The sequence below is a fragment of the Psychrobacter sp. K31L genome (assembly GCF_017942195.1).
GTDB classification, from domain to species: Bacteria; Pseudomonadota; Gammaproteobacteria; order Pseudomonadales; family Moraxellaceae; genus Psychrobacter; species Psychrobacter glaciei.
In genome coordinates this window covers 1-22,205 of sequence record NZ_JAGKSC010000012.1, presented here as the reverse complement: position 1 = coordinate 22,205, position 22,205 = coordinate 1, and the positions used below count along the sequence as shown (strand labels likewise).

The 22,205-nt window shown below is 45.2% G+C and carries 21 protein-coding genes; 11 read left to right on the top strand and 10 right to left on the bottom strand.

Annotated features, from left to right (window positions below; translation table 11 throughout):
- Positions 1 to 129 precede the first annotated feature (129 nt).
- Both pta and J5X94_RS13325 read right to left on the bottom strand, forming a co-directional pair.
- Complete coding sequence (pta, locus tag J5X94_RS13330) at positions 130 to 2,277, bottom strand: phosphate acetyltransferase (RefSeq protein ID WP_210541566.1); 2,148 nt, start codon at positions 2,275 to 2,277, stop codon at positions 130 to 132.
- A 132-nt stretch (positions 2,278 to 2,409) separates the two neighbouring features.
- Positions 2,410 to 3,642 (bottom strand): acetate/propionate family kinase, encoded by a 1,233-nt coding sequence (locus J5X94_RS13325; RefSeq protein WP_210541565.1) that lies wholly within the window; start codon positions 3,640 to 3,642, stop codon positions 2,410 to 2,412.
- A gap of 862 nt (positions 3,643 to 4,504) precedes the next feature.
- On the opposite strand from J5X94_RS13325, the gene lptM reads away from it, so the two are divergent.
- The 4 genes from lptM (at position 4,505) to J5X94_RS13305 (ending at position 8,402) form a co-directional block, all read left to right on the top strand.
- Complete coding sequence (gene lptM / locus J5X94_RS13320; RefSeq protein ID WP_210541564.1) at positions 4,505 to 4,819, top strand: LPS translocon maturation chaperone LptM; 315 nt, start codon at positions 4,505 to 4,507, stop codon at positions 4,817 to 4,819.
- Positions 4,820 to 4,913: 94 nt separating this feature from the next.
- The gene (lysA, locus tag J5X94_RS13315; RefSeq protein ID WP_228293272.1) at positions 4,914 to 6,290 is read left to right on the top strand and encodes a diaminopimelate decarboxylase; all 1,377 of its coding nucleotides are present in this window, start codon (positions 4,914 to 4,916) and stop codon (positions 6,288 to 6,290) included.
- Between the two features lie 201 nt (positions 6,291 to 6,491).
- A complete protein-coding gene (gene dapF, locus J5X94_RS13310; RefSeq protein WP_210541563.1) occupies positions 6,492 to 7,379 on the top strand; it encodes a diaminopimelate epimerase in 888 nt (295 codons plus the stop codon).
- Positions 7,380 to 7,385: 6 nt separating this feature from the next.
- The gene (locus J5X94_RS13305; protein ID WP_210541562.1) at positions 7,386 to 8,402 is read left to right on the top strand and encodes a tyrosine recombinase XerC; all 1,017 of its coding nucleotides are present in this window, start codon (positions 7,386 to 7,388) and stop codon (positions 8,400 to 8,402) included.
- 59 nt (positions 8,403 to 8,461) lie between these two features.
- Here J5X94_RS13305 and J5X94_RS13300 read toward each other — a convergent pair whose 3' ends face one another.
- A complete protein-coding gene (locus J5X94_RS13300; RefSeq protein ID WP_210541561.1) occupies positions 8,462 to 9,376 on the bottom strand; it encodes a nitrilase-related carbon-nitrogen hydrolase in 915 nt (304 codons plus the stop codon).
- A 404-nt stretch (positions 9,377 to 9,780) separates the two neighbouring features.
- On the opposite strand from J5X94_RS13300, the gene rpoN reads away from it, so the two are divergent.
- Entirely contained in the window at positions 9,781 to 11,478 is a 1,698-nt protein-coding gene (rpoN, locus tag J5X94_RS13295) for an RNA polymerase factor sigma-54 (RefSeq protein ID WP_210541560.1), read from the top strand.
- Positions 11,479 to 11,839: 361 nt separating this feature from the next.
- Positions 11,840 to 12,220, top strand: coding sequence for a ribosome hibernation-promoting factor, HPF/YfiA family (gene hpf / locus J5X94_RS13290; RefSeq protein WP_189583122.1), 381 nt, complete (start codon positions 11,840 to 11,842; stop codon positions 12,218 to 12,220).
- Positions 12,221 to 12,585: 365 nt separating this feature from the next.
- Here the strand turns inward: hpf and thiS are convergent, their stop codons facing one another.
- From thiS to J5X94_RS13270, 4 genes are all read right to left on the bottom strand, one after another.
- Positions 12,586 to 12,786, bottom strand: coding sequence for a sulfur carrier protein ThiS (gene thiS / locus J5X94_RS13285; protein ID WP_010195929.1), 201 nt, complete (start codon positions 12,784 to 12,786; stop codon positions 12,586 to 12,588).
- Positions 12,787 to 13,021: 235 nt separating this feature from the next.
- On the bottom strand, positions 13,022 to 13,396 hold the full coding sequence (locus tag J5X94_RS13280; RefSeq protein WP_210541559.1) for a DUF423 domain-containing protein: 375 nt from the start codon (positions 13,394 to 13,396) through the stop codon (positions 13,022 to 13,024).
- A 65-nt stretch (positions 13,397 to 13,461) separates the two neighbouring features.
- Positions 13,462 to 14,325 (bottom strand): RNA polymerase sigma factor RpoH, encoded by an 864-nt coding sequence (gene rpoH / locus J5X94_RS13275; RefSeq protein WP_201574459.1) that lies wholly within the window; start codon positions 14,323 to 14,325, stop codon positions 13,462 to 13,464.
- Between the two features lie 241 nt (positions 14,326 to 14,566).
- Positions 14,567 to 15,034 (bottom strand): sulfurtransferase TusA family protein, encoded by a 468-nt coding sequence (locus J5X94_RS13270; RefSeq protein WP_210541558.1) that lies wholly within the window; start codon positions 15,032 to 15,034, stop codon positions 14,567 to 14,569.
- A 636-nt stretch (positions 15,035 to 15,670) separates the two neighbouring features.
- On the opposite strand from J5X94_RS13270, the gene J5X94_RS13265 reads away from it, so the two are divergent.
- Positions 15,671 to 17,230, top strand: a complete 1,560-nt coding sequence (locus tag J5X94_RS13265) for a M48 family metalloprotease (protein WP_228293271.1) — start codon at positions 15,671 to 15,673, stop codon at positions 17,228 to 17,230.
- A gap of 76 nt (positions 17,231 to 17,306) precedes the next feature.
- Here the strand turns inward: J5X94_RS13265 and J5X94_RS13260 are convergent, their stop codons facing one another.
- Positions 17,307 to 17,756, bottom strand: coding sequence for a GatB/YqeY domain-containing protein (locus J5X94_RS13260; RefSeq protein WP_194620723.1), 450 nt, complete (start codon positions 17,754 to 17,756; stop codon positions 17,307 to 17,309).
- A gap of 255 nt (positions 17,757 to 18,011) precedes the next feature.
- Positions 18,012 to 18,227 (bottom strand): 30S ribosomal protein S21, encoded by a 216-nt coding sequence (gene rpsU / locus J5X94_RS13255; RefSeq protein WP_010195908.1) that lies wholly within the window; start codon positions 18,225 to 18,227, stop codon positions 18,012 to 18,014.
- A 701-nt stretch (positions 18,228 to 18,928) separates the two neighbouring features.
- Between rpsU and J5X94_RS13250 the strand changes: the two genes are divergently transcribed.
- The 4 genes from J5X94_RS13250 to crcB all read left to right on the top strand — a co-directional run bounded on the left by J5X94_RS13250 (position 18,929) and on the right by crcB (position 21,678).
- The gene (locus tag J5X94_RS13250; RefSeq protein ID WP_210541556.1) at positions 18,929 to 19,303 is read left to right on the top strand and encodes a hypothetical protein; all 375 of its coding nucleotides are present in this window, start codon (positions 18,929 to 18,931) and stop codon (positions 19,301 to 19,303) included.
- A gap of 122 nt (positions 19,304 to 19,425) precedes the next feature.
- Complete coding sequence (locus J5X94_RS13245; RefSeq protein ID WP_210541555.1) at positions 19,426 to 19,941, top strand: c-type cytochrome; 516 nt, start codon at positions 19,426 to 19,428, stop codon at positions 19,939 to 19,941.
- A gap of 251 nt (positions 19,942 to 20,192) precedes the next feature.
- Positions 20,193 to 21,251: a tRNA (adenosine(37)-N6)-threonylcarbamoyltransferase complex transferase subunit TsaD gene (tsaD, locus tag J5X94_RS13240; protein WP_210541554.1), complete on the top strand. Its 1,059-nt coding sequence runs from the start codon at positions 20,193 to 20,195 to the stop codon at positions 21,249 to 21,251.
- A gap of 55 nt (positions 21,252 to 21,306) precedes the next feature.
- Positions 21,307 to 21,678, top strand: coding sequence for a fluoride efflux transporter CrcB (gene crcB, locus J5X94_RS13235; protein WP_010195891.1), 372 nt, complete (start codon positions 21,307 to 21,309; stop codon positions 21,676 to 21,678).
- Positions 21,679 to 21,867: 189 nt separating this feature from the next.
- Here the strand turns inward: crcB and J5X94_RS13230 are convergent, their stop codons facing one another.
- A complete protein-coding gene (locus J5X94_RS13230) occupies positions 21,868 to 22,023 on the bottom strand; it encodes a hypothetical protein (protein ID WP_210541553.1) in 156 nt (51 codons plus the stop codon).
- Positions 22,024 to 22,205 lie beyond the last annotated feature (182 nt).

The following is a 22,205-nucleotide window of genomic DNA, read 5'->3' as shown; positions in this document are numbered from 1 at the left end:
CTGTCATTAAAATGGCAATAAAAAGCCGACCATCATAGTGATAGTCGGCGGTGTTATATACTGCTAATCATTAAACTTTTAATCAGAAAACCGTATGACGCTTAAATCAAGTCACTTAAGTTAAGTCGCTTAAATTAAGTCGCTATGGGCTTGGATAGCAGTTAGCGCGATGGTATAGATAATATCATCGACCAAGGCACCGCGTGATAGATCGTTTACTGGTTTATTCAAGCCTTGTAGCATCGGCCCAACACTGATGACGTTGGCGCTACGTTGCACCGCTTTATAAGTCGTGTTGCCCGTATTAAGATCTGGGAAAATAAAGACATTGGCTTGTCCAGCGACAGGTGAGTCCGGTGCTTTTTGCTTGCCGACACTCATGACAGAGGCCGCGTCGTACTGTAGTGGGCCGTCGACTTTTAGGTTTGGCGCACGCTCGCGGACGATTTGAGTTGCACGGGCGACTTTTTCGACATCCGCCCCTGTGCCTGATGAGCCAGTCGAGTAGCTGATCATCGCGACTTTTGGATCGATACCAAAAGCAGCGGCAGATTGTGCCGACTGGATAGCAATCTCTGCCAGCTCTTCAGCATTGGGATCAGGATTGATCGCACAGTCACCGTAGACCACCACTTGCTCAGGCAATAGCATAAAAAAGACTGACGATACTAAGGAATACTGCGGTGCGGTTTTGATTAACTGAAATGCTGGGCGTACCGTATTGGCAGTCGTATGAATCGCGCCTGAAACCAGACCGTCGACTTCATCTAACTGAAGCATAATGGTACCCAAGTACACGGTGTCCTTTAGGTATTCGGCAGCGACATCTTCGGATGTTTTACCCTTGCGGCGCTCAACGATGGCGGCGATATATTTGCTCATGTCGAGGCTGTCAGGGTCGATGATTTCTAGACCCTCAGGCAGCGTCAAATCACGGTTTTTGGCGACTTGCTCGACATCGCTACGTTTGGCAAGCAGTACACAGTTAGCGATGCCACGGCTTTGGCAGATGCAGGCAGCTTCTACGGTACGTGGCTCAGAACCTTCTGGTAGCACGATGCGTTTTTTGGCTTGCTGGGATTTTTTGACCAGCTGATGGCGAAATGCAGAAGGTGACAAGCGCGGCTCATGATTGCGGCTAAAGTATTCTTTAATCCAGCTTAGATCCAAGTGCGCAGCCACATAACGAGCCACTTCTTCAGCGCGATCAATATCATCGCTTGGAATCTCAGAGCTCATGTGTACAAGGCTCTGTACTGTCTCATAGCTGTCGCTTTCGACACTCATGACAGGGATGCCAGTTTTGAGCGCTGAATGCCAAAGCTCTGTAACCGTCGGGCTGGGTGTGATACCGCCAGTCAATACCAAGCCTGCCAGTGGAATCCCATTGATACAGGCCAATCCAGCGGCCAATAGCAAGTCATCACGATCACCCGGCACCACGATTAAGGTGCCTCGCTTAAAGACTTCATTGACGCGCGACACTGAGCGCGCCGTTAGGCTAATACGGTTGATACGACGTGTTTTGGCTTCCCCAATGTTTAGCCATGTGGCATCAAGCTCTGTAGCAATATCCCATGTACGCGGCACAGATAATGAGTCACTAAAGGGCACAACACCGATGAGGCGAAACGCTTCGGTATTGAAAGAAGGTGATAAGCGCTGAACCTCTTGCATAAAGTTATGGTCTAAGCTGACGACCGCTTCCCCAGGGGCGACAGGTTGATTGTCAAAAGTGTTGGGCACATCTTGCACACGCATCAAAATCACGCCTAACGTACGCGAATCGATGACACCGCCGAACTCACGGGCGTGCACATCCAGTTTGTCTGCTAAATAGGCAGGTTTGCTGATGTCAGCGGTACTGACAAATATAATCTTGGCATCCAAAGCATGAGCGATTGCTCGGTTGATTTGTGAGGCATAAGAGGTCTCGGTGGTCGGTACCAAACCTTCGCAGATGACCACATCGTAATCATCGCCGAGCGTATGATAATTGCCGACGACTTCTTCCATTAAATCATCGAGGTTGTCATCGCCGATCATGCGCTCGACGTGCTGACGACTGATAGATTTGGGTGGCTTTAGACCAAAGGCATGCATGGCCAACGCACTTGAGCTGTCCAAGCTGTGTTGTTTATCAAGGGTGTCATCTTGCAAAAACGGCTTCATAAAGCCCGCTTTTATACCGTTATAGTCAAACGCCCGAATCAATCCAAGCGCAGCCGATGTCACACCGATACCGCGGCTGATGGGAACAAGTAAAATGGTTTGCATAAGGTTTCCTACGATTTATTTTGTTTTAGACTTCGATTTATTATTGGCAGCATAAAAAATACTGAGCGTTTTATTCTATTTTTTTTATAACCATCAAGAATGATAAACGCTGAGTATAATATCTAAATAGGCTTATACCAAATTCAAGGCCTGACGCGTCTCTTGCGCGATACGGTATTCTTCATCCGTTGGTACGACCCACAGCTCAATACTACTGTCATCTGCATGGAAGCTGCCTTCTTTACCACGGGATAAATCCGCGTTTTTGTCCGCATCTATTTTGATACCAAAATGACGCATCACTGCTAAGATGCTGGCACGCGTGGTCACTGAGTTTTCACCGATACCACCGGTAAAGACGATACCAGTAAACTCCGGCAGCGCACAGCTCAAGCTGGCAAGGTATTTACCAGCGCGGTAGCAGAACATCTCGATCGCAAGTTGCGCGTCTTTATGGCCTTCACTAGCGGCTTGCTCGATAGTACGTAGATCGTTAGATAAGCCTGATATGCCCAGCAGACCACTGTCACTATTGAGCATTTTATCAGTCTCTTCTAAGCTTATACCGAGTTGACGTTTTAGATGCATGTGCAAGCTAGGATCGACATCACCGCTACGCGTACCCATCATCAGACCTTCGAGTGGGGTCAGACCCATACTGGTATCGAGACTCTTGCCATCGTATACGGCAGCCACCGAGCAGCCATTACCGAGATGTGCTGTTAGCCAACCATGTGGCCCTTTAGACTCCGTGATTTGGCTGGTACGCTCTGAGACATAGGCATGAGAGGTGCCATGAAAACCATAACGACGGATTTTGTGTTCTTCGTACAGGTACTTTGGCAGGGCATAACGAAACGCAACGGGCGGCATCGTTTGGTGAAAGGCGGTATCAAACACCACAACTTGCGGCATATCAGGATAAATGGCTTGTACCGCTTCGATACCCAACGCATTGGCAGGGTTGTGTAGTGGTGCCAGTATCTTGAGGCGTTTGACTTCTGCGAGTGCATGCTCGTCGACTCGCACAGCTGCAGAGTATTCACGGCCACCATGTACCACGCGATGACCGACCGCGATGAAATGGTACTGCTCTAATAGCTCAAGGATTTTTTGTAGCGCCAATTTATGACGACCACCAGGGATAGAGATTTCGAGTTTTTCGCCATTTAGAGTGGTGTGTTTGATACGGGCAGTATCCAGACCTAAGTTTTCGGCAAGACCAGTAATACGAGTAGAGTTGTCATCACTAATCAATGCGTATTTGATAGAAGAAGAGCCACAATTAAGGACTAAAGTAGGACTGGTCAGGGTTGATGTGTCAGAGTTTTTATCATCAAAAGTGGTGGTCAGGCTGGCGCTCATACTCTATCCTTAGATTATATTTTATAAGTGTTGAATCATTATAGATTAACACGGGTTAAATAAACAAAAACCAGCCATATTCATGCTGACATCCGTCAAACAAAAATAGGGCTGATTTTGGTCATTCTTGCACGGCCATACTTGTCGAGTGTCGATGAGGCGCTTGCTAGCGCGCTCGTCACAGCTGCAAGGTCGGGCTATAATGTAACATATTTTTGTGCTTATACCACGACCACGATAAGGTTTAAATTCAGTACTGAGCGTGTAATTAATACAACTGTGCACCGAGTATCATTGGGGTTTAATAGCTGCTAAAGCACTAAAACCATGAGCAATATAAATTGTAAGAAAGTTTGTCAAAAAGCTGCCAAATCGCTATTTGCTAACTAAAATGGTGCTCTCGTAATAGTTCTAAAAGTAATGTAGTACATCCAAAATAATACCAACGCTTAATAAATTTTTGAGTGATTCACAATTAATATGAATAGCAACCATGAATAGCCATTATGAATAGCCATTATGAATGGTCATTATTAATAGCCACTATGCGCACAGCTTTATAGAATAATGCTATGATTAAAACCTTGTCGTATCTTCCTGTTTTGGTGCTCGATTTTTAATTTGGTTTTTACTAGGGCGTGTCTTCATTTCAAAAATGGTGATAAAAATGAGATAAATTGCCGTCAAACAAGAAAAATAGCGCAGATAATATCGGGATATTAACCAGCTATTTGACGATGTTTGGCAAGATTTAGGCATTTTTAGCCCATTTAGATGACTATCGATTGAATTGAAGACAGGCCCTAATACTGCTTGCTCTTAGCGCCTCCACACCATTGCAATGTTAAAGGTCATCTATTCTATGTTTATTAAACCCCATTTCTCCAAGCCTGAGTCTGCTAACGTATTGGTTAGCAGTAGCCGTCGTGTCTTCTATACTTTCATTATTGGCAGTACCATGATGTTGGGCTTATCAGGCTGCGGGCAAAAAGGCGATTTGTATTTAGTAGACTCCAGTAGCCAGACCGTGCAAGAGAGTACCGATAAAATCGACAGTACCAGCAATCCACAAGACGCTGCCTTCGCTAGTGTCGATGATGATGACTATCAAAAAACGCGCTACCTAGAACAGCAGCAAGTATTGCCTGAGCCGAGTACCGATATTAACGATTATTAATTTTATAGAAAAATTGTTTGTCAAAGAGCCGTTCTTGCTCGCCGCAACCGACAATCTTTACCCTTGATAACCTGATGAAATTAGAGATGTTTATATGAGTCATTCTGAGCAACACGCAGGCGTAACCGATTTTACTATTGGTGAGTCAGTCACCACCCAGACTGAGCAAGGGTTATATATCGACCCTAACGCTTTAACTGCCCACTTACCAGCACTGCACTATCGCGACGACGCTTTATATATGGAGCAAGTTAGTGTTGCAGCGTTGGCCAAGCATTATGGTACGCCTTGTTATGTCTACTCAAAACAGGCGATATTAGATGTCTATCAAGCCTATACGGATAGCTTTTCTAGTCTAAAGCATCAGGTTTGTTATGCGGTTAAGGCCAACTCTAATCTGGCCGTGCTCGGTATCCTAGCGCAAGCGGGTGCAGGGTTTGATATTGTCTCGCGTGGTGAGCTGATGCGAGTGTTGGCAGCAGGTGGTAAAGCTGCACGCGTGGTATTCTCCGGCGTGGGTAAAACTCGCGGTGATATCGAATATGCACTGACCCAAGGTATTGGCTGCTTTAATGTCGAGTCTATTAGCGAGCTGACCTTAATCAATGACGTCGCACAGCAGTTGGATAAACCTGCGCCAATATCACTACGGGTCAATCCAGATGTCGATGCCAACACCCATCCGTATATCTCAACTGGATTAAAAGACAACAAATTCGGCATCGCCCATGAAGATGCGGCTGCTGTCTACCAACAAGCGGCAGAATTATCGCATATCGATATCGTCGGAATTGATTGTCATATTGGCTCGCAGTTGACTGAGGTTGAGCCATTTGTTGCCGCGCTCGATAAAATTATTGAACTGGTGCATAGCCTGCGCGACAAAGGTATCGAGCTACGCCATATCGATTTGGGCGGCGGCTTAGGGGTGCGTTATATTGATGAAACGCCCGTGTCTATCGATGAGTTTGCCGAGGCGTTATTACCTAAATTAAGCGCGCTTGGCCTGACGGTATTCTTTGAGCCGGGTCGTAGTATTGTGGCCAATGCCGGTATCTTATTGACTACAGTTGACGTATTAAAGCCAACCGAGCATAAGAATTTTGCCATTGTTGATGCCGCGATGAACGATTTGATTCGTCCAGCTTTATACCAAGCTGAAATGGCAGTGATTCCTGAAATGTTACCACAGAATGGTCTAGACACTGACGGTACACAGCCATGGGATATCGTTGGTGCTATCTGCGAGACAGGGGATTTCTTAGCGAAAGACCGTTTGTTGTCGCTCGCTACAGGTGACGTTTTAGCGATAACGGGCGCTGGTGCTTATGGCTTTACCATGAGTAGCAATTATAATTCGCGTCCGCGTGCTAGTGAGGTCATGGTGGCTAATGATCGCCATCAGCTGATTCGCAAACGCGAAACCACTGAAGCGTTATATGCAGACGAAACGCTGTGGCAAGCCGAGTAACATTATTAGGTCTACCATGACATTTGAATATAAAAAACCCACTATCGTACTGATAGTGGGTTTTTTTATGGCAGAGCTTTACCAAGATATTGGTTTTAAAGGATAAATATAACTTAGTATTTGATAGCGGTGATAATTATGATTGTATCTGACAGCGTGCTAATATAACACATACATAAAAATAGGATAGGACTCAAGGATATGCTCATAGAATTTACAAAAATGCATGGTCTGGGCAATGATTTTATGGTCATCGATTTGGTGACCCAGCGCTTAGAATTAACCAAGGATTTGGTGCAGTTGTTGGGTGATCGTCATTTGGGCATTGGCTTCGATCAATTGCTCGTGGTTGAACCGCCCATGCGCCCTGATGTCGATTTTGGTTATCGTATTTTTAATACTGATGGCACCGAGGTCGAGCAGTGTGGCAATGGCGCACGTTGTTTTGCGCGTTTTGTACAAGCACGTAAACTGTCATTTAAGCAGCGTCTGCGTGTTGAGACAGCGAGCGGTATTATTTCTTTGACCACTGATCGTTATGGTTGGGTAGAAGTCGATATGGGCAAGCCGAAATTTGAGCCAAACGAGATTCCATTTACCCCAAGAGCCACCACCAAGATCCAAAACGCTTACCACCTAGACGTTAATGGGACGCCTGTGCAGCTCTATGTTGCCAATATGGGCAACCCGCATGCCGTTATAAAAGTCGACAACGTACTCGATGCCGATGTTGAAACTTTGGGCAAAGCCATTGAGTCACATCCGGCATTTCCCGACCGTGTCAATGTCGGCTTCATGCAAGTGATGAACCAGCGTCATATTCGTCTACGTGTCTATGAGCGCGGTGTCGGCGAGACCCAAGCTTGTGGTACTGGCGCATGTGCGGCAGTGGCGGTCGGTATCCGTGAAGGCTGGCTCGATGAAGGCGAAGATGTGCGCGCACAGCTCTATGGCGGTAGCATGATTATCAAATGGCAGCCGGGCTATTCGGTCATGATGACGGGGCCAACGGCATTTGTCTACGAGGGCGTATTTAGCCCAGATGGTCTGATGGCGCAAGCGGGCATCAAGCCCAATCCAGAAGTCTAATAGACAATGACGACCGCGCCTACAGTAGATTCTAAGTCAAAATCATGGCTATCCGCTGAGCTGGCCGCCACTATCGAGTCAGACGCCGCATTACGAGAATTACTAGCGCCAGTACATCGTTGGCTAAACACTTTGTCAGTGCGCAATCATTCACCTCATACATTGACCGCTTATTTTGCGGGACTGAACCAACTGGCGCTGTTTTTACGCGGCAAGCGTTTGACGTGGACGCGCTGTGATAAGCGTCAACTTGCCCAGCATATCAGCCAACGACTCGATGAAGATAAGCTAGCACTTGCTAGTGTCCAGCAAGAGCTGTCCGCCATCCGCCACTTTTATGGGTGGCTGATCGAAGAGGATTTGGCACGTATCAATCCAACGACTGGCTATCAGCTTAAGCGCAGTCCTCGACCACTACCATCGATCGCTGACGTGGATTTACTGACGCAACTACTGGATCAAGAAATCCCTGATACGCCGGAGCAAGCGCGCTTATGGTTGCGTGATAAAGCGATGTTTGAACTGCTTTATAGCAGTGGTCTGCGTGTCGGCGAGTTGGTTGCCCTAGATATGGCAGATGTGGATTTGTCTGATTTGCGGGTACGAGTGACAGGTAAAGGCAATAAGACGCGCCTAGTACCATTGGGCGTCAAAGCAGCAGAAGCGATTACGCGCTATCTACCGCATCGTAACCTGTGGGTAGAGCAGATGGACACCGCATTATTTATCAGTGAAAAATTGGGCACACGCTTGTCAACGCGAGCAGTGCAACAACGCTTAAAGGTCGCGGCAACGCGGGCAGGCATTGCGCAAAATATGTATCCGCATCTATTGAGGCATTGCTTTGCGTCACATATGCTGTCGGGCAGTGGCGACTTGCGTGCGGTACAAGAGATGCTTGGGCATAGCGACATTAGCACCACACAAATTTATACCCATGTGGATTTTGCTAAGCTTACGCAAGTCTATGATCGCGCCCATCCGCGCGCGACTCATGCGCAGAATAATAAAGACTCAACGTAAAGTTTAAAGACTGACATTCAAACCCTAAAGCAGCTTATGTAAACAAACCAGCGCTATCCTTAAGCCAAACGATGGCAGTCAAAGATAGGCATCTTTTGCCGACCTTGCGCTTGGGCAGACTTATCAAAAGTTGCCAAGACGATTTCATAATTTTGCTGTTCTTTAGCCGCAACCTCTTCAATCACAGCCTGCTTACTCAGTGCACTATCATCATAACTATTTATAATAGTGCCGTCATAATTGGTGATGGCGGTATGTCCCCACGTCTGCCGCGTACTCCCATTTTTATAGAGATGGTCACCGCCTTGTGCCGCGCCAATCACCATACATTGACTGTCTAGCGCACGCGCACGCAGCAATAGCGACCAATGTGCTTGCCCCGTCAAATAAGTAAAGGCTGACGGCGCGCTCAATATGTCAGCGCCCGCTTGCCGCAAACGCTGCGCCAAGGCGGGGAAACGCAAATCAAAGCAAACCATCATCCCCAATTGATACACGGCATCATTTACCTCAATCGGTGCGATGACAGTCTGTGTGCCCGGCTCAAACGTGGCGGCTTCATTATAGTTGCCTTGCTTATCCGCCACCGTCGCTGTAAATAAATGAATTTTGTCGTAGCGTGCTACCCTTTTGCCATCAGGGGCGAACAGCTGGCTGACTTGACGCAATCTACCATCAGGTACGACCATGCCATCTGGGCGATAAACACAGGGCAGAGAGCCGACCAGCACATAAATACCGTAGGTACGAGCGTAATCCGCCAACGTCGCTGATAGCGCATCAAATTGCTCAGCAGTGGCAAGCTGCTCACCCATGCTGCAGCAGTTTTCTGGTAACACAACCAGCTGAGCATCTTGGGCACGGGCATCAATGATGGCAGCTTTTATATCCGCTAAGTTGTTATCCGTGTTTTGCTGACTGTTCATTTGGATCGCAGCAATGGTGAATTGCGTATTATTTATAGGATTATTCATAGTTTGCTCCTCAGTTATTCTTGAGCTGACAAGGCGCTTACCTCATCTTTCTTATCATAATAAGCTTGTCATTATTAACAGGTTATATGTGCTGAAATCTTGATTCATTCAGGCAGTAAAACCTGTATCTCGGTATTTTTATAAGAAAGGTATTAAAAGCTCGTGCGCATGGGGTATAAATTATCATAGCAAAATTGTGGCAAAAAATGCTATCGTCATGACCTGATAATATGAACTCACGACCTTAATCAGCATAACATATAGTCGGTTCAATATAATTTAGATACAAAGCAGGCGATTGGAAGTACTACAAACAGTGGACTAAGCAAGCCTAACGCCGTATCTGATTTAGAGTAAATTAACTATAGACTATATCACCACGATTGGAGTGTAATAAGCTACCTATGAGTATGTCGTTCGGATTGGCGACCACGCTAAGTACATCACAAAAGCTCACCCCGCAAATGCAGCAAGCCATTAAATTGTTGCAGCTCTCTAGTCTTGAGCTCGCACAAGAGGTTCAGGCCAAGCTGGATAGTAATCCGCTGCTTGAACGTATCGAGGATGAGGAAGACGAATACGAGAGCAATAACGATACGATGGTAGATGACTTTAGCGAGCCATTAACCCTCGATACTTGGAACCAAGCTGCTAGCGCTGATTCATTTACCGCGTCATCTACTTCCAGCTATGACGATGATAGTACGGGCGATTACAGTGATGGTTCAGCGGATAGCTTCGATAAACTACAGCAGTCAGGTATCGATGAGGGTGCGACAGATTATCAAGTGTTAGACAGTGATGACGATAGTCACTTTGATACTGACCGCTTTGATGCCAGTCATTTTAGTGCTGGCAGTGCTTCTAGTGCTTTAGCAAAATCAGATTATGATGAGTTTGATCGTTATCAAGGTGCTACCTGCGCCACGATACAGGATCATGTGCGTTGGCAGCTTAACTTTAAGCGTCTCTCGGAGACGGACATGCTGATTGCAGAATATCTGATGGACTCGATGGATGATATGGGCTTTGTGCGCCTTGATATTGATGAGCTGTTACAAAGCTTTGAGACCATGGCAAGCTTTTATCAATGGGAGGAGCGCGTTGAGCATGATGAGGTCATGGCGGTACTGCGCGTTATCCAATCGTGCGATCCATTGGGCGTCGGTGCGCGCAATCTGAGTGAGTGTCTAGCGATTCAGCTGGTCAAGCTCGATGCTGATACTGACTATCTCAAAGAGGCGCAAGCGCTATTGTCCGCCAGTGAACATTTAGTCAGTAATAATATCAAAGCGCTGACTGAACGGACAGGGTTGGCACCTGAGCACATTACCCCTGCGCTTAATTTACTGCGCGGCTTAAACCCTTCGCCAGGTTTGCTGTTTCAAAGCAATCAGCCAGATTACGCTCAACCGCCTGCCAGTTATGACATTCCTGATGTGCTGGTTACGCCTATCCGTCGCCACAATACTCAGAGCACCAATAATAGCAACAGAGCCAATGCTACTGCACAGATAGATGGCTGGCAGGTACGACTGAACCCTGAGACATTACCAAAACTACGGGTCAATCAAGAATATGCCAATTTGGTCAAACGTGGCGATGACAGCCCTGACAATCAATATTTGCGTGAAAATCTTACCGATGCGCGGCTGTTTATTCGTAGTATTGAAGAGCGCAATCAAAACCTGTTAAAGGTAGCGACCAGTATCGTGCGCTATCAGCAAGAGTTTTTGCAGCACGGTGCGACGGCCATGCAACCGCTTATCCTAAAAGTCATCGCTGAAGAGGTTGATTTACACGAATCGACCGTCTCGCGTTTGACCACTAGCAAAAGCATTTTGACACCGCAAGGCTTGTTTTCACTCAAGCATTTCTTTTCATCGCATGTCAGTAGTAGCGATGGCGACATTTCCTCGACGGCTATCAGCGCGATGATTAAGAAGCTGATAGCGGATGAAGACCCCAAAAAACCGCTGTCTGACAATCGCATAAAAGATCAGCTGCTTTCTGAAGGTATCGATATTGCCCGCCGAACGGTGGCCAAATATCGTGAAGCTATGAATATTGGCTCATCTGCCCAGCGCAAACAAAAATATTAATTGTCATAATTCAATGACTTATCCTCAAAGTCAGGAAAATTTCAATATACCTTATTATAAATATAAAAAATAAAATTTTTTGATTATATAGAAACCTGCAAGAAACAACAGTTTTTATTACATTTAATTACAATTTACTATCTTGCTACTATCAGGTTTTCATGACAAATTAGAGTCATACCAAGGACAAAAACGACGCAAATTTTTTTTTGGTAAAAAAATGGCGATACTAAATTGGCAATATAAGGATACGTCAACTTTATACCGAGAATTTTGTAGCGGTCGTTGGTAAGGCAAGATGAAAAGGGTAGGAATGCCACCTCATCTGTTGATTGTAAGTCATAAATAAAAGGACAATAATATGAATGTTTCTATCAGTGGTCACCATATCAGTGTTACCGATGCAATGGACAAAGCGGTTCGCGAAAAACTTGAAAAAGTAGAGCGTCACTTCGATCAGATACAAAGTATTAAAGTGATCTTATCGCTAGACAATAGCGGCGCAAGTGATGGTGGTAAAAAGAGCCATAAAGCCGAAGCGATTATGCGAGTCTCAGGTCAAGAAATGTTTGTCCAAGCGCTTGAGGATGATATGTATAAAGCCATTAATGAGATGGCAGACAAGCTTGATAGACAAGTACGTAAATATAAAACCCGTCAGGAGCGTAAAAAGACTCAGGGTGCAGGGCGTGATGGACGCTATGAAGACCTCAGCAGCGCTGATGTAGTGCCAGCCGTTTAGTTTTATTATGATTGATGCTCAATATATAGTGGCTAATAAACCCATAAATAGTATAGTCATTCCACTATAAAAGTATTACAGCGTTAACCTCGCTTGAAGTATCACATATACATCTACACTCGGTTGCCTTGTACTACTTTTAAATTGAATCGACTATATGAATAAATAATATAAATAGCCCATTGATTGAGTAACGACGTAATAAGCAATAAAAAAGACCTCAAACGTATCTAACGTTGAGGTCTTTTTTATTGCTTATTACGTCGTCATTTAACGAAAGATAGGATGTTATTACTAAGTTTTTGCTTGTCGTAGCTACTGATGTTGCTCAATTAGTATTTTGGAGGTCGCTATCCAATGAATAGCTAGCCACCACCAACTGCTTGTACCACCTCAATATTCATCCCCTCAGTGATACGTAGCTGACCAAGTTCGCTCTTTGGGATCAGATCTCCATCGACTTCAACCGCATAGCGACCTTCGCTAAGTCCTAGCTCATTGATAACCAATTGCACGGTCTGATGGGTGGTCTGTAGATGTTTACCATTAACGCTAATGGTACTCATAAAATGTACTCCTTAATTGTTAAAATTCCTTTTTTTACCATATCGTTCAGTCACATCATTATTATCTATCTTTTTCGCAGCTGTTAATCACTTTACTGTAGTCAGTGAAAGGTAATATCGATACATCACTCATTGCTGATATCAATTTTTCTTGCTTGCTGTGCCTGCGCAGACAGAGGCTACAAAAAATTGATATCAGCAGTACCGTCGCGTTTTTAGAATATTTTGATTATATTTAGCTGGCTACCTTGCTCAAGCGAAACGCTGAGACAGCAAGCCACAGCCAACCTGCAATCATCAAAGCACCACCAATAGGTGTGATTGCGCCAAACCAACGCGGTGCGCCCAATGTCATCGCATATAGGCTACCAGCAAATATAATGACGCCAACTTGTAACAACCATGCACTCGTCTGAGTCGTATAATTTAGACGGACAAGTATGCCAACCAGTAATAAACCGAGGGCATGGACAAACCAATAGAGTGTTGCCGTATGCCACCACTCAAGCTGCTGAGTGCTGACCATACCTTTGAGGCCATGTGCCCCAAACGCGCCTAAGCCAACAGCAATGGCCATATTGATCGCTGCAATACCTATCCAATTTACCATGCGAAAACTCGTATTATCATTCAAGCCTGTCAATAGCGCAGCGGTAATAGCGCATAGGGGACGATTTACTGAATGTCATTGGGTAAAATGACACTATCGATAGTCATCGCCTCACGGATTTTATCCATAGCATTTTTTTCGATTTGGCGTACGCGCTCAGCCGAGATAGAGTAAACCGCTGCCAATTCGTGCAAGGTTGATTTTTGCTCAGACAGCCAGCGCTGCTCAACGATATCGCGTGAACGATCATCGAGGGTATCCATCGCCGCAATCAATGCCGATGAGTTGTTTTCTTCCCAATCTGATTCTTCCACCATCTCAGCAGGATCGATGCCATCTTCTAAAAACAGCTGCGGCGCATAACGACCATCGTCATCATCGCTAGATTGCGCTTCAAATGACGCATCATAAGAAGTGAGACGCGATTCCATCTCAAGCACCTGCTTACGGGTGACATTTAAGTCATTGGCGATGGCATCTGCTTCTTCAAGGGTGAGCTGGTTATTGGTCTTTTTAAGACTGCGTAAGTTAAAGAACAGCTTACGATGCGCCTTGGTGGTCGCGACTTTCACAATGCGCCAGTTACGAATCACAAATTCGTGAATCTCAGCTTTGATCCAATGCACTGCAAAAGAAACCAAACGCACACCTTTATTCGGATCAAAACGCTTGACGGCTTTCATTAACCCCAAGTTGCCTTCTTGGATTAAGTCCGCTTGTGGTAAACCATAGCCTGAATAACTGCGCGCGATGTGAATCACAAAGCGCAAATGCGACATAACGAGCAAGCGTGCGGCTTCCACGTCGCCTTCATCATAATAGCGATGGGCAAGCTCTTGCTCTTGCGTCGGGGTTAAAATAGGGATTTGATGCACAGTATTGATATACGCGCCCAAATTGACCCCAGGCGCTGACAAATGCGTTGGCATCGCTGGGACTAAGTCACGAGTGCTCGTATCTTCAAATGCACTCGCATCATAAGGTGGACGTGCAGCAGCAGCTTTTAGGGCTGCATCGCGCGCTTCGTTTTTTTCAGGCGCTGCGCCATCTTTTTTACGTGTTTTCGCAGCATCATTAGCGGTAGTAGCCATATTCTTGACCTTGGTTAAATAGATAAACAAACAGTCAGATAAAAATCTTTATTGTTGTAATTGTAAAGGATAGCGACGCTTAGTTGCTATCAGTTTTGGTAATGATGAAGTGATATATTGTATCGAAACGCTGTGATGAATCACCATCAACCGGTACTTTGTCGGTCATTTCGCTCATCGTTAATCCCAAACTAGGCGTCATTTTAGCTTGCTTGCTTTGCTGACAAAAAGCGGTGATATCCGCTTTCGAGTTAGGGTCGGTTGCCACCACATATAACGACTCGCCAGCTGCTACATCGCGTAGTGCCACTTTGGTTTTTAACAGTGGCATCGGACAGGCAAGTCCACGCCCGTCTACCCAACTTTTTATGTTAAGAATCGGTTGAGCGGAGCCTGTCGTGCCATCCAACTCCATATTACCCGTATGACCAGTAGGCAATAAGTCTAATAACTCTTCAATAACATGCTGCTGCGTATCAGGCAAACTTGCTGACAAACAAACAGAGTAAGACTCTTGTGCGGTAATTAACTGACTGTCAGCAGACATAAAAAACCTTGAGATATTAAAACTTGAGTTGGTAGCCGTAGAGAATTTAATCGACCATATTTATTAATATTAACTTATCAATATGTCGGGTCTATTAAGTAAACGACACTAATGTGGATATTTTGCCACCATTCGTTATTATAGCAAATTGCCGCGATGCAGTTGCAGTTGAATATAGTCATCGTAATGTTTGGCTCACTAGAATGACTACTCAAGGCTGACGGCTAAAAATGCTATCAACAATCAAACCAAAAATTGACCATCAATAATTACATTGTCATGTTGCACAATAGTGACGCACAGCCGAGTTATTGGTAGCTAAATACAGACTAGAATTGACCTTGTATAAACAAGCTCGTATAGTCAAAATTACGTTATTATCAAGCGGGTAAGATGCGCATCTGTATCATTCTAATAGACAGTCACTGCTTGGTATAGTCAATCCTCTATAAATTGGATACGGTGTCAAGCTTGCTTAGTCTACTACTTGTAGTACTTTCACTCGCCTTCCTTGTATCCAAATTATACTGAACCGACTATAGACAAGGCAGCAATATATTGAATGAGTGCGCCATCGTTAAGGATATACAGAAAATGATATTGTTTATATCCAAACAAAAAACAGGTCGTTTGCTTATGCCTCATGCAATCAAACTAGGGCTATCGGCTGTATTATTGGCTCTGACAACTGGCGCCAATAGTAGCGAAAATTCTGCTGCGCCATTTGCCTATAACTCATGGCAAACACCAGCGGCAGAAGCGCTCGATTTACCTAATTTACGCGGGCAAGGACTGAGCTTCGCGGAACAGTATCAAAATAAGCTGCTTGGCGAGTGGTCATTACAACGTATCAATGGTCGCGCAAAAATGGAGCATGATCCTTGGGTGCAAGAAACGGTTAAAGAAATGACGTGGCGGCTCAATGCACAAGCGCGTGAGCAAGCGCCCTTGGGCTTGGTGATCATCGAAAATCCCAGTATTAATGCTTTTGCAGTGCCAGGCGGCGTCATTGGCATCAATACAGGGACGATACTGGCTGCGAGTAGTATGGATGAATTGGCTAGTGTCGTCGCTCATGAAGTGGCGCACATTAGCCAACGCCATTATGAGAGTGGCGTTGATGAACGTAAGAAAGCCTTGCTGATGCAAATAGGCGGTATGCTGGCCGCGATTGCCGCATCAGCGGTCGATGGTGATGCCACAGCAGCAGTACTGATGGGCAGCCAAACAGCACTAATGAATAGCAGCATGGCTTTTAGTCGCAATAACGAACGCGAGGCCGATCGGGTAGGGATGCAAATCATGACCCAAGCTGGGTATGACCCACGCGCGATGCCTAGATTCTTTGCCACGATGAATCAAAAAAGCCAACTTAATCAGACAGCCAATCTGTTTTTGCCCAGTTTTGTACGTTCGCATCCCTTAAGCAATGAACGTTTGAGCGAATCACAGAGCCGCGCCCAGCAGTATCCCGCCATGTCATTAAGCCAGCAACAGCGTCATCAAGTGCAGTTTGATTTGCTTTATTGGCGTGTCCAAAGTACAGGTAAGCATGCATCTGAGACCACACTGACAGCGGCTGCCAAAAACAGCTTAGGGGCCAAATTGGCGTTGATGACTTGGTATAGCGAGCAACAACGCTTTACTGATGCCAATGACATATTGGCGGAACTTGTCGTGTTACCAGCGGCGCAGCGCCAAGCGTTAGAGCCATTGTTGTCAATTACGCATAGCCAAATGCTGAGCGAACAAGGCGAATGGCAGCAAGCCGCCGAAGTATTAGAGCGTCAGCAGCGTGTGTACCCTGAGCGCCGTGATTTGCGCTTGTATTTAGCCGAAGCGTTGACGAACAGCAATCAGCCGACCAAAGCACAAGCCTTGTTAAAACCTTTGACCCAGCAGCAACCAAGCGATCGTTATGCATGGCAAAGCTTACAACTTGCCAATGAGAAAATTGCCAAAACGACTGACTCCCCGCAGCTAGCCAACATCGCGACAATCAACGCATTGCGCTATCGCAGCCATGATCAGCTATGGAATGGGCGCTATGAAAGTGCGCTTACTTCCTTAACGCAGGCCAAACGATTGGCTGAAAGCATGCAAACGACCGCGCAAGCAAATAGTGCGCGTCCGCTCTTGGCAAGTATTAATGCAGAAATCAAAGACGTAAAAACCGCCAAAGACTTTAAGCCTTAGGCGGTTGTGTTTATATGTTCATCATTTATAGCTACGGCACATCAGTCTCAAGCAACGATGTTGACCATAAAAAGTATTAACCTTGCAAAGCTTCTTTTACCAGCTTAGAGATGAGCGCAGGGTCAGCACGACCAGCGGTTTTGTTCTTTAGCACGCCCATCACACTACCCATATCACGCATAGAAGTAGCACCTTGCGTGGCAATCTCGGCATTTACCAATGCCATGATCTCGTCTTGATTCATTTGCTGTGGCATGAACTCATTGATGATATCGATCTCGAACTGCTCTTTGGTTGCCAAGTCATCACGGTCGTTTTCGGTGAAAATACCGAGCGATTCTTGGCGTTGTTTAAGCTGCTTTTGTAAAACTTCTAGTACGCCTGCATCATCGAGCTCTATTTGACGATCAAGTTCAATTTGCTTGATGACTGATTGTACGTTACGTAATACCTTAACGCGCTCAAGCTCACGAGCTTTCATGGAAACTTTGATATTGTCTGATAAAGTCTGTTTAAGTTGGCTCACTGCTATCATCCTTATTTATCTGTTAAATGCTATTTGTCATATGTTGTTTGTTAGGTTTGTAGAGCAAAACCTGCTGATCGGGGCTTTAATAAAAAAGTGGCTTTAATAAAAAAGTGGCTTTGATAAAAAAAGTGGCTTTGATAAAAAATGTATCAGCAGTAATAACAAAAATTGTAGCATAAAAAACGCCACTGATATCAATGGATAACAGTGGCGTTAGTGTAGCGCTTGTACGTAACTAAATCAGATTACTGATTAATACATACGAGTGGTACGAATAGTTTCGCGTTGTAATTTCTTTTTATAACGCTTTACGGCAGCTGCTTTTTTGCGCTTGCGTACTTGCGTTGGTTTTTCATAAAACTCACGCTTACGTACGTCTGATAATACGCCAGCTTTTTCACAAGCACGTTTGAAACGACGGATAGCGATATCTACTGGTTCGTTTTCTTTAACCTTAACTGCAGGCATGAAGACTCCTCGATTAGGATGAGATATAAGGGCATTAGCTTGGCTGTGTATTAGTATTTAGCCGTAATATCTCAAGATCACAGGCATCAGCTCAAACTAGGACAATTCTTGCGCATTAGCACAAGGGCAGGTATTTTAATAAAAAATACCAACAAAGTCAACGATTTTAATGGTTTATTGTCTATATGTTATTTGCTTAGATGAGTATTTAGGTGCAACTGTCTTGCTTTAGATTGAGTCAGGGCACAAAATTTACCGTGAATAAAAAGTCCCTACAGTCTATAACGGTTTGGTTGGAGTTTATGCTATGATAATTTCCATATTATAGGGTCTATTGAACATTCAAATATCAGGGCTGCTGATGGCTAAAGTTACGCCAAACTAGGCGAAAACCGACGATAATGTCGAGACCTTAGCTAGGTTTTCAACAACGGTTGGGGTAATTTTAGCATCAGCCTTGAGAACGGATCGAGCACAGCTCTTGCTTTGCCCGTTCGCAAGGCAAGAGCTGTGCTCGAGTGGAGGGCAGTACTCTTTTTTGCCAATATATGGCGAAATGGTTTAACCTAGAATGACTAGGCTTCAACAATTTCACTACATATTGTCTAAAAAATAGTGACTGCCAGCACCACGTTTGAATATCAAATAGACTCTAGTAAGCATATGAACCGTTTTATGTGTATTTTATTGAGGATGTCGGCATGAAAAAAACAGTATTAAGTACGGTGTTGAGCACAGCATTTATCGTTGCTTTGGGTGCGAGCGTGAGCGCTTGTGGTGGCGACAAAGAGCATGAAGTATATGCAAAAGATCGCGTTGATGAAGCAGCGGCACTTGCGATAAAAAATGGCCCACCTGCTGAAGAAATGGAGTTTCCAGAAACCGCCCCGATGCCAGCTGCGGATATGACTGCAGATGGTACGGCAGTCGATGGTGCTACTACTCCTGAAGCCGGTATGGCTGACACTGATATGGCAGAAGCAACGGCTACCGATAGTGCTGATACAGCCGCTGCTCCGACTACTGACAGCACTGATATGGCTACTGAAGATGCAGCGGCAACCACTGCTGAATAAGTTAGTGCTGAACGAACTCTTAGACAGTCATTAGTAGTATAGGCAAGTATTTTGAGCTTATATATTGCATTATTAAATTGCATTATTAACCGATTACAGACTTACTAAGTAAGGGTAAAACCATGATTGATATACAATCGTATAGGAAGAAACTGAGATTGTCTGTAATCAGTATGAGCGTGATACTCGCAGTGAGTGCTTGTAGTGGCGATAACACGGCCACTGAAGAGACTACAGCAGCCAATGAACCTGCTAATGCTGCCGTTGAAGAAATAGTCGTAGCAGAACCTGAAATCACGACGCCTGAGCCTGTGATTGAAGCAGAAACAGAGTCTACCGACATGATGGTTGAAGAAGCGGTAGCACCTGAAACTGCTGCTGAGCCTGAAGTGCTGGCTGCTGATGCTGGTGCTAAACTGTATGAGTCAAACTGTCAGGTTTGTCATGCTGCTGGCTTGCTCAATGCGCCAAAATATGGCGATACGGCAGCTTGGGCGGCTCGTCTGACCAAGGATAAAGAAACGCTGTATAGTCACTCCGCTAAAGGCTTTAATAAGATGCCAGCGCAAGCGGTAAATGGCGTCACTGAAGCACAAGTGCATGCAGCGGTTGATTATATGCTAGCATCTGTGAGCTAATGAGGCTTAATGGCATATATTAGCCATTGAAATTTGTTAAACTGACCGTCATTGTGACTGACAATGGCGGTTTTTTTATGCCCGTTTTTTATTGATATCACCCTTAATGAATATGACTGACTGTGCGAAAATTATTTGTTGAACTAGAAATAGTATTTGGCTTATTTTATTCGTTATTCAAATTCCTAAAGTGATGTAAGATAAAAAAACGGCAAAAAGCAGCTCGAAAACAAAGGTATAAAGGCAAAAGTATGAAGGTATTGGGTTTAGAGACCTCTTGTGATGAGACGGGACTGGCGATTTTTGATAGTGAGCAAATGAACAGTGACAATCAAGGTCTGGTTGGACAGGTATTGTATTCACAGATAGAGCTGCATGCACTCTACGGCGGCGTTGTACCTGAGCTTGCCAGCCGTGATCATATTCGCAAGCTGGTGCCTTTGCTTAATGAGTTGCTCGAGCAGTGCGACGTCAAGAAAAGCGAGATTGATGCGATTGCTTATACCAAAGGCCCCGGGCTTATTGGCGCTTTAATGACGGGTGCATTGTTTGGACGCAGCTTGGCGTATGGCTTAGACATTCCTGCGATTGGTATCCATCATATGGAAGGTCATCTGTTGGCACCGCTCATGGGTGCAAACCCTCCAGCCTTTCCTTTTGTCTCGCTGTTAGTGTCTGGTGGGCATACTTTGCTTATCGCCGCACGTGGTGTGGGTCAGTATGAGATATTGGGTGAGTCAATCGATGATGCAGCAGGTGAGTGCTTTGATAAAGCCGCCAAAATGTTGGGCTTACCTTATCCTGGTGGTCCCAATATCGCCAAACTGGCAGAGACTGGCAACCCAAATGCTTACAGTTTGCCAAGACCGATGTTACATCGTGGTTTGGATTTTTCCTTTAGCGGTATGAAAACGGCCGTGCATAACCTAATCAAAGACACGCCATGCTCAGGTGGTTCGGGTAATGTCTCGGATAGCGACCCACAAGTTCGCGCGGATATCGCTGCCAGTTTCCAACACGCGATGGTCGATACACTGGTAAAAAAATCCATCAAAGCGCTCAAGCAAGCAGAGATGAACCGTTTGGTAATTGCGGGTGGTGTCAGTGCCAATACCCATTTGCGCGAGACGTTAGAAGCTGAGCTAGCCAAAATAAACGCGACGGTTCATTATGCACCGCCAGCATTATGTACGGACAATGGTGCGATGATTGCTTATGCCGGTTACGAGCGCCTGCAAGCCGGTCAATCAGATGATTTGGCGGTGAGCTGCGTGCCGCGTTGGCCGATGACAGAGCTACCAGCGGTTTAAAGGTGACTTTCTCAATACGCTATTCGTTAACCTTTATTAAGCCTAAGGATGATCTATGCAGTGGATTGCGATTGGTTTAGGCGCCGCACTGGGCGCGTGTTTGCGAGGCTGGCTTGCGCGCTTTAATCCGCTGCATCATTGGATACCACTAGGTACGTTGGGCGCTAATGTGTTGGGCGGCTTGTTAATAGGGCTCGCTCTAGTGTGGTTCGGGCGGATGGGTAGCGGCTTGTCTGACAATGTGAGACTGTTCGTAATCACTGGGTTTTTGGGTGGGCTCACGACATTTAGCACTTTTAGCGCGGAGGTCTTTACCTTTATTAATGATGGCCGTTTGCTGGCAGGATTGGCGCTCATCGGTCTACATGTGGGACTGACATTATTGGCAACGGCGCTTGGCTTTTATTTGTTTAAGCTGATTTTGTAACCTTCGATAGATATTACTCACTTAATGGTCTGATTTGAGTAGTTCTTTTATTGCAGTCTGTTTTAGGTGGTCTATTAATTGGTTTTTGGGGCTTTTTAGATGGTTCCCTTAGGGTATAACCCAAAGGAACTAGTAAAAAAGAATCTCTCTATCCAAAGTTATTTGTCATAACGCCCGTTTTTTACATGGTTACTCTGTATGACCGTCAGATACCCAGATACCATCCTGACCAACAAAATAACTATGAGTTTCCTCTACTTCTAGTTGGTAGACATGTGCCATAAATGGATTGGGACAAGGATCATCAAAACGTGCCATACTTTCATGAATGCTAGAGTCTAACAACCCCTCGGCGTTTCCATATTTTTCTAGATTAATTAATCCATTCTCATAGATCTTTTTGTTTTTACTAGAACCCAGTTTATTCTTTTCTATTATGTTGCCATTATATAGTCAGTTCTTTATAAATAAGATACAATCGTTTTAAAACAAGCGAAATGGCAGAAGAACACATGACCTATTCAGCA

What these genes read in the sequence shown, in the direction of transcription:
- J5X94_RS13245 (WP_210541555.1), top strand. Translation starts at nt 19,426, where the DNA reads ATGATTGATATACAATCGTATAGGAAGAAACTGAGATTGTCTGTAATC.
- hpf (WP_189583122.1), top strand. Translation starts at nt 11,840, where the DNA reads ATGAATGTTTCTATCAGTGGTCACCATATCAGTGTTACCGATGCAATG.
- dapF (WP_210541563.1), top strand. Translation starts at nt 6,492, where the DNA reads ATGCTCATAGAATTTACAAAAATGCATGGTCTGGGCAATGATTTTATG.
- J5X94_RS13265 (WP_228293271.1), top strand. Translation starts at nt 15,671, where the DNA reads ATGCCTCATGCAATCAAACTAGGGCTATCGGCTGTATTATTGGCTCTG.
- J5X94_RS13270 (WP_210541558.1), bottom strand. Translation starts at nt 15,034, where the DNA reads ATGTCTGCTGACAGTCAGTTAATTACCGCACAAGAGTCTTACTCTGTT.
- crcB (WP_010195891.1), top strand. Translation starts at nt 21,307, where the DNA reads ATGCAGTGGATTGCGATTGGTTTAGGCGCCGCACTGGGCGCGTGTTTG.
- rpoH (WP_201574459.1), bottom strand. Translation starts at nt 14,325, where the DNA reads ATGCCAACGCATTTGTCAGCGCCTGGGGTCAATTTGGGCGCGTATATC.
- pta (WP_210541566.1), bottom strand. Translation starts at nt 2,277, where the DNA reads ATGCAAACCATTTTACTTGTTCCCATCAGCCGCGGTATCGGTGTGACA.
- rpoN (WP_210541560.1), top strand. Translation starts at nt 9,781, where the DNA reads ATGAGTATGTCGTTCGGATTGGCGACCACGCTAAGTACATCACAAAAG.
- J5X94_RS13325 (WP_210541565.1), bottom strand. Translation starts at nt 3,642, where the DNA reads ATGAGCGCCAGCCTGACCACCACTTTTGATGATAAAAACTCTGACACA.
- thiS (WP_010195929.1), bottom strand. Translation starts at nt 12,786, where the DNA reads ATGAGTACCATTAGCGTTAATGGTAAACATCTACAGACCACCCATCAG.
- rpsU (WP_010195908.1), bottom strand. Translation starts at nt 18,227, where the DNA reads ATGCCTGCAGTTAAGGTTAAAGAAAACGAACCAGTAGATATCGCTATC.
- J5X94_RS13250 (WP_210541556.1), top strand. Translation starts at nt 18,929, where the DNA reads ATGAAAAAAACAGTATTAAGTACGGTGTTGAGCACAGCATTTATCGTT.
- J5X94_RS13280 (WP_210541559.1), bottom strand. Translation starts at nt 13,396, where the DNA reads ATGGTAAATTGGATAGGTATTGCAGCGATCAATATGGCCATTGCTGTT.
- J5X94_RS13300 (WP_210541561.1), bottom strand. Translation starts at nt 9,376, where the DNA reads ATGAATAATCCTATAAATAATACGCAATTCACCATTGCTGCGATCCAA.
- J5X94_RS13305 (WP_210541562.1), top strand. Translation starts at nt 7,386, where the DNA reads ATGACGACCGCGCCTACAGTAGATTCTAAGTCAAAATCATGGCTATCC.
- lysA (WP_228293272.1), top strand. Translation starts at nt 4,914, where the DNA reads ATGAGTCATTCTGAGCAACACGCAGGCGTAACCGATTTTACTATTGGT.
- tsaD (WP_210541554.1), top strand. Translation starts at nt 20,193, where the DNA reads ATGAAGGTATTGGGTTTAGAGACCTCTTGTGATGAGACGGGACTGGCG.
- lptM (WP_210541564.1), top strand. Translation starts at nt 4,505, where the DNA reads ATGTTTATTAAACCCCATTTCTCCAAGCCTGAGTCTGCTAACGTATTG.